4 protein-coding genes and 1 pseudogene are annotated in these 5,164 nt (G+C 60.7%); all 5 read right to left on the bottom strand.

Going from position 1 to position 5,164, the window contains the following annotated elements; all coding sequences use genetic code 11:
* Nucleotides 1-444: 444 nt before the first annotated feature.
* A pseudogene (locus tag AB0B25_RS31870) lies at nucleotides 445-735 on the bottom strand (IS21 family transposase); the annotation flags it as partial.
* A gap of 340 nt (nucleotides 736-1,075) precedes the next feature.
* The gene (locus tag AB0B25_RS31865; RefSeq protein ID WP_357187488.1) at nucleotides 1,076-1,282 is read right to left on the bottom strand and encodes a hypothetical protein; all 207 of its coding nucleotides are present in this window, start codon (nucleotides 1,280-1,282) and stop codon (nucleotides 1,076-1,078) included.
* A gap of 165 nt (nucleotides 1,283-1,447) precedes the next feature.
* Entirely contained in the window at nucleotides 1,448-2,434 is a 987-nt protein-coding gene (locus tag AB0B25_RS31860; protein WP_357187485.1) for an ABC transporter substrate-binding protein, read from the bottom strand.
* Nucleotides 2,435-2,480: 46 nt separating this feature from the next.
* Nucleotides 2,481-3,233, bottom strand: a complete 753-nt coding sequence (locus tag AB0B25_RS31855; RefSeq protein ID WP_357187491.1) for an amino acid ABC transporter ATP-binding protein — start codon at nucleotides 3,231-3,233, stop codon at nucleotides 2,481-2,483.
* A gap of 41 nt (nucleotides 3,234-3,274) precedes the next feature.
* Nucleotides 3,275-4,231 (bottom strand): amino acid ABC transporter permease, encoded by a 957-nt coding sequence (locus tag AB0B25_RS31850; protein ID WP_357187482.1) that lies wholly within the window; start codon nucleotides 4,229-4,231, stop codon nucleotides 3,275-3,277.
* Nucleotides 4,232-5,164: the final 933 nt, after the last annotated feature.

Below are 5,164 nucleotides of genomic sequence, written 5' to 3'. Positions count from 1 at the left end.
GGGTGCGTTCCTAGACAGCTCGCACTTCACTCGGAGGTCTTCGCCTTTGTCACCTCGACACGCCGTGACCAACGTCCATGGTCAGTACACCTGGCAGGGATCGCGGAAGCCGAGATGGAAATCGCAGTCCACAAGATCGACGAGCTCCGCCACTGCGGCGCGCCCATTCCGCGGGCCCCCACCAACGACCAGACGATCGAGGAACTACTGCGCAGCATCGACGACCTCGTCCACCGTGTAGTCATGGGCGACAGGCTCGACAAGCCACGACCCGGTGTCGAACTCCTCGACGGTCACCTCACCGAAATCGACCTCGGCTTGCTCGCCCAAGCGGTGGGTCTGCGAGATGAATACCTGCGGCGGTTCGCGGCCGGCCTCGACCCTGATCTGCACCTTACGCCGATTAACGTAATCACGGACCGTCTGATAGGCGACGTCGGTCATGCCGTGCTCATCCATCAGCCGCTCGAAGATCCGCTCGATCGTGTGCCGCTGCTTGCGAGGCGCATCCAGATCCGCCCGGAGTGTTTCGTCGATGAAAGGTTTGAACGGATCCAGCTTCGACGCCCGCGCCGGATACTCTTTGCGTTTCTTGGGGAACGCCGAGGTCAGTGCGGCGTTGACCGTGTAGTAGCCGACATTGTACTTGCGCCTTAGATCTCGACCCGACATCCCCGCACGTGAGTCGCGGCGGATCGCCGCATACAGCTGTGCCTTGGATTGGTTCGGCGGCACGGGTCAGCTCCTACGGGCCGTCGCAGAGTGATCCTGCCATCGCAACCCGTCAGGTGGTGTCAAAATTTGCCGATACCAACATCTTCCGAACCGACATGGCGCCGGGATTCACCGATCAACGGTCTCGCGATTCACCGATAGAACCAACCAGTTGCTGCCGTAAGACAAATGCGTACGTCGAACCCGAAACTGGTGCCTACCAGACGGCTACGCCAAATCCGCCCGATTTTCGGCGAATGCTACGGCTACCCCTGACAGCAGGCGCAGCGAACACAACGCGGGGCATTGTTCTGTTTGATGGTTGTGACAGCCAGATGCGGCGGCTTCAGCGCGGCTGTATCTAATCGATGAGTTCCTCGTCGCCGCATTCGCCGCAGCGCCACAACTCGCCACCGTTGGCCAACTCGGCAACCTGGACCAGCACGCCCACACTGTGGCAGGCCACGCAGTCGAGGTAGATATCTCGCCGCGAACGCCACTCGGTGAAGTCGGCGAGCAGCTCCCGTTCCGCGTCTTGCGCGTCATCTCGCGCGACGTCGTCCATCACCGTCGCCTCCCCCACGCTGACTGCCTGCAACTCCCTGGTGCGATGGTACCTGCGGGTTTACCATTGCTGCATATGTACGACTTGCTCGGTGCCACGTCGGCGGCAGTCGTCCGAGCACGATCTGGGGTCAGAGAGCATTCGCCGGGAATCCTTAACGCTCACTGCTCAGTTCGTGGCACCGTTGATCTGGGATTCTTTGATCACGCCCTCCTGGACTCCCCAGTTGGTCGCGATTTCGAGGTATTTACCTGTTTCGATGAGGTGCTTGACTGCGGCCTGCAAGACTGTCGCCAGCGGTGATCCTTTGGCGACGGGCCATCCATAGAGGGCTGTGTCGAACAACGGGCCCGAAGATTCGATTTTGTTGCCACTGTATTTGATCGCGTGGGTGATCACCGGGGAATCAGCAGACAAGGCATCGACTTGGCCGAGCACAAGTGCGTTGGCTGCGTCGCTTTGTTCGCTATAAGCCCGCTTGTCAATCGGGGGTTTTCCTGCGGCAACACATGCGTTGCTCTTAGCGGGGATTTCCTCGGTGTCCTGCAGGGTGGTTGCCTGGACCGCAACCTTCTTGCCGCAGGCACTGGTGGGATCGACTGGTGAACCAACTTGCTGTGCCCACTGTGTTCCCGCTCGGAAGTAGGTCGTGAAGTCGACTTGTTTTTCGCGTTCCTTGGAGTCGGTCATCGAGGCCAGACCGACATCGTAGGTACCAACCTGAATGTTAGGGATGATTTTCTCGAAAGGTGATTCGACGTATTTAGGCTCGAGCCCGAGCACTGTGGACACTGCGTCCATCAGGTCGACGCCGAAGCCGATAATCCTGCCGGAGGAGTCCTTGAACTCATTGGGCATGTACGGGAGGCTCACCCCTACCGTCAACTCACCGGACTGTTTGAGCGCCTCCGGAAGGTTGGACGCGATGCCGTCGACTTTCACGATTCCCGATACCTTTTTTGCGCCCAAATCCGATTCGGTGTTCTGGCTGCAGCCGCTCAGGACTAGTATTCCAGCGACCGCCACCTGCGCAACTCCAAGTGCATACCGGCGGTAAGCATTTCCAATAACCACGAAGTTCTCCAACTCCTCGCTCGCGACTTTGTCTGCCGCAACCAATTGCCGCAATGTAGAGAAATAATCTCGACTGGCCATCGCGGTAAGATATATTCTGCGCGACCGCAAGAGCGGACTTCCTCTGTCAGAGGATTCGCGACAGGAACGCATTGGTGCGATCGTGCTGCGGGTTGGCCAGCATCTCGCGCGGATTGCCCGCTTCGACCACCACGCCGCCGTCCATGAACACCAGCTGATCGGCGACCTCACGGGCGAAGCCCATTTCGTGCGTCACCACCACCATGGTCATGCCGTCAGCGGCGAGTTCCCGCATGACGCCGAGCACTTCGCCAACCAGTTCCGGATCGAGCGCCGAGGTGGGCTCGTCGAACAGCATGAGCTTGGGATCCATGGCCAGGGCCCGCGCGATGGCGACCCGCTGCTGCTGCCCGCCGGAGAGCTGCGCCGGATAGGCATCGGCCTTGTCCGCCAGACCGACTCGCGCCAGCAGCTCCTTGGCCCGCTTGACCGCGTCGGCCTTCTTGAGCTTCTCGACCCGAGTCGGCGCTTCGATGATGTTCTCCAGCGCCGTGCGGTGCGGGAACAGATTGAAGTGCTGGAACACCATGCCGATATCACAGCGCTGCCGGGCGGCCTCGCGCGGATGCAGCTCGTAGAGCTTGCCGTTCTTCTCCTGGTAACCGACGAGTTCGCCGTCCACATAGAGCCGTCCGGCATTCACCTGCTCGAGATGGTTGATGCAGCGCAGGAAAGTGGATTTGCCAGAACCCGAGGGTCCGATCAGGCACAGCACCTCACCGCGTTTCACCTCCAGCGAGATGCCCTTGAGCACCTGCAGCGCGCCGAAGTTCTTGCACACCCGGTCAGCGGCGACCATCAGCTCGCCGGAACCCGTTGCGGCCCTGGATATATCGAGACTCACTGGTCCCCCTCCGCCGATCGCTGCACATTTGCCAGCGCCCGCAACTGCTTGTCGGTCAACTGCCGCGACATCCCCCGCGAGTAGTACCGCTCCAGGTGGTACTGACCCATCATGAGCACACTGGTGACCGCGAGATACCAGGTGGCCGCGACCAGCAGCAGCGGAATCGGCTGGAAGTTCACGCTGTAGATGTCGCGCGCCTGGCCGTACAGGTCGGTGGTGAGCGGGATGGCGGCGACCAGGGTGGTGGTCTTGAGCATGGAGATGAACTCGTTGCCGGTGGGCGGAATGATCACCCGCATGGCCTGGGGCAGCACGGTGCGGCGCATGGTCTGCGTCCACGACATGCCCAGCGCCACCGACGCCTCGCGCTGACCCTCACCGACGGAATTTATTCCCGCGCGCACGATCTCGGCCATGTAGGCGGCCTCGTTGAGACCCAGGCCGATCATGGCGAAGAAGAACGGCGCCGACCAGTGCTGCATGTCGAAATGCGCCAGCGACGGGCCGAACGGCGCGCCGACAGTAATGGTCTTGTAGAGCGAGGGGAACAGACCCCAGAACACCAGCTGCACGTACACCGGGGTGCCGCGGAAGATCCACAGATAGGCCCAGGGCACCGAACGCAGCACCGGATTCGGCGACAGCCGCATCACGGACAGCGCCACGCCCAGCACCACGCCAATGGCCATGGCGAGCATGGTCAATTCCAGGGTCACCAGCGCACCCTTGGCGATTCGCACATCGCCGAGGTACTTGAAGTAGGTGTTCCAGTGGTAGGCCTCATTGGTGGCCGCGCCATAGATGAACAGGCCCAGCCCGATCAGGATTACCGCGGCCGCGATCCACCGGCCCGGCCGTCGCAGCGGAATCGCTTTGATCGGCTCGGGCTCGGTGCTCGTCGCGACCGGCGCAGCCGAGGCTGCGGTCTTACTCTCGTCGTTGATGAACATAACGTCGTTGCCCGATCTCCCGGATAAATCAGCGCGGCAACGGGCGACTCGGAGGAGTCCTCCCGTGAGAACTCACCATATGAAACGTGACTCCCTCCCCCACCGATCGGATAGCCCTTATGTGCCGTTCGAAAATCGTCTGTCAGATTAAAACTGGACCCGAGAATTGCCTTGTACGGAAACGGCTTTCCTCGCAACTTTTCCGGGGAGAGCTTCGTTGTCGTGTTGCGGTACATGCTCGGTGGTGTGGGCAGCATGCAGAGTTTTGATTGAATTTTGTCGAGAGCCACTACCAAATTTCCGCCATATCTCGACATCTACCAGCTTCTCTGCTCACGTATGCCGGTTCCAGCAGGCGAGTTAAAGGACGCGTCTGGGCACTGGCTACTTGGGGTTACCGACTACCCGAATACCGGTCCCTACCAGTCCGAGACCTCTTTGAGGGCGGTCAGCCGACACCGGAAGGCGACAGAAGATGAGTGCTGAGGGCCACAGAACACCGAATATCCGGAGGTACAGGTAGGGTATGCGTGCGGCGTATGGCGTCCAGCGCTCGACGCTGCAAAGCTCCACGCCGTGAGCGACGAGGATCAGCGGCCGCCGTCGAAATCGACAGTGGTCCACCCGATACAGGCATTGGTATGCAGTACAGCTCTGGCGGCAGCCACAGAGCTGCGGGTCGACAGGACCACCAGCGGCAACAGTGCTGGTGGTGGTAATAGGCCTGTTCACCACCCTGCGTCAGGAATGACGGTTCGACTCTCTTTCCCACCCGACATCGGTATGACGTACTCCTTCCCGCACCCCGAGATATTGTCAAGATCTGTGGATGAGGAGCTTTCAGGCGACCTCCTCCGCTTCGGTTGATGCTGGGTTGGTCGGTGCTTTCGAGGTGATGTCGACTGGTCGTTCCAGTAGCTTGCCCTTGTGGAA

The sequence above is a fragment of the Nocardia sp. NPDC049190 genome, assembly GCF_040648115.1.
Taxonomy (GTDB): domain Bacteria; phylum Actinomycetota; class Actinomycetes; order Mycobacteriales; family Mycobacteriaceae; genus Nocardia.
The sequence above is the reverse complement of the archived record's forward strand: the minus strand, read 5'-3'. Positions and strand labels throughout refer to the sequence as shown.

Excerpts from the sequence above, each read along its gene's own strand:
- AB0B25_RS31860 (WP_357187485.1), bottom strand. The coding sequence starts at position 2,434 with ATGGCCAGTCGAGATTATTTCTCTACATTGCGGCAATTGGTTGCGGCA.
- AB0B25_RS31855 (WP_357187491.1), bottom strand. The coding sequence starts at position 3,233 with ATGGTCGCCGCTGACCGGGTGTGCAAGAACTTCGGCGCGCTGCAGGTG.
- AB0B25_RS31850 (WP_357187482.1), bottom strand. The coding sequence starts at position 4,231 with ATGTTCATCAACGACGAGAGTAAGACCGCAGCCTCGGCTGCGCCGGTC.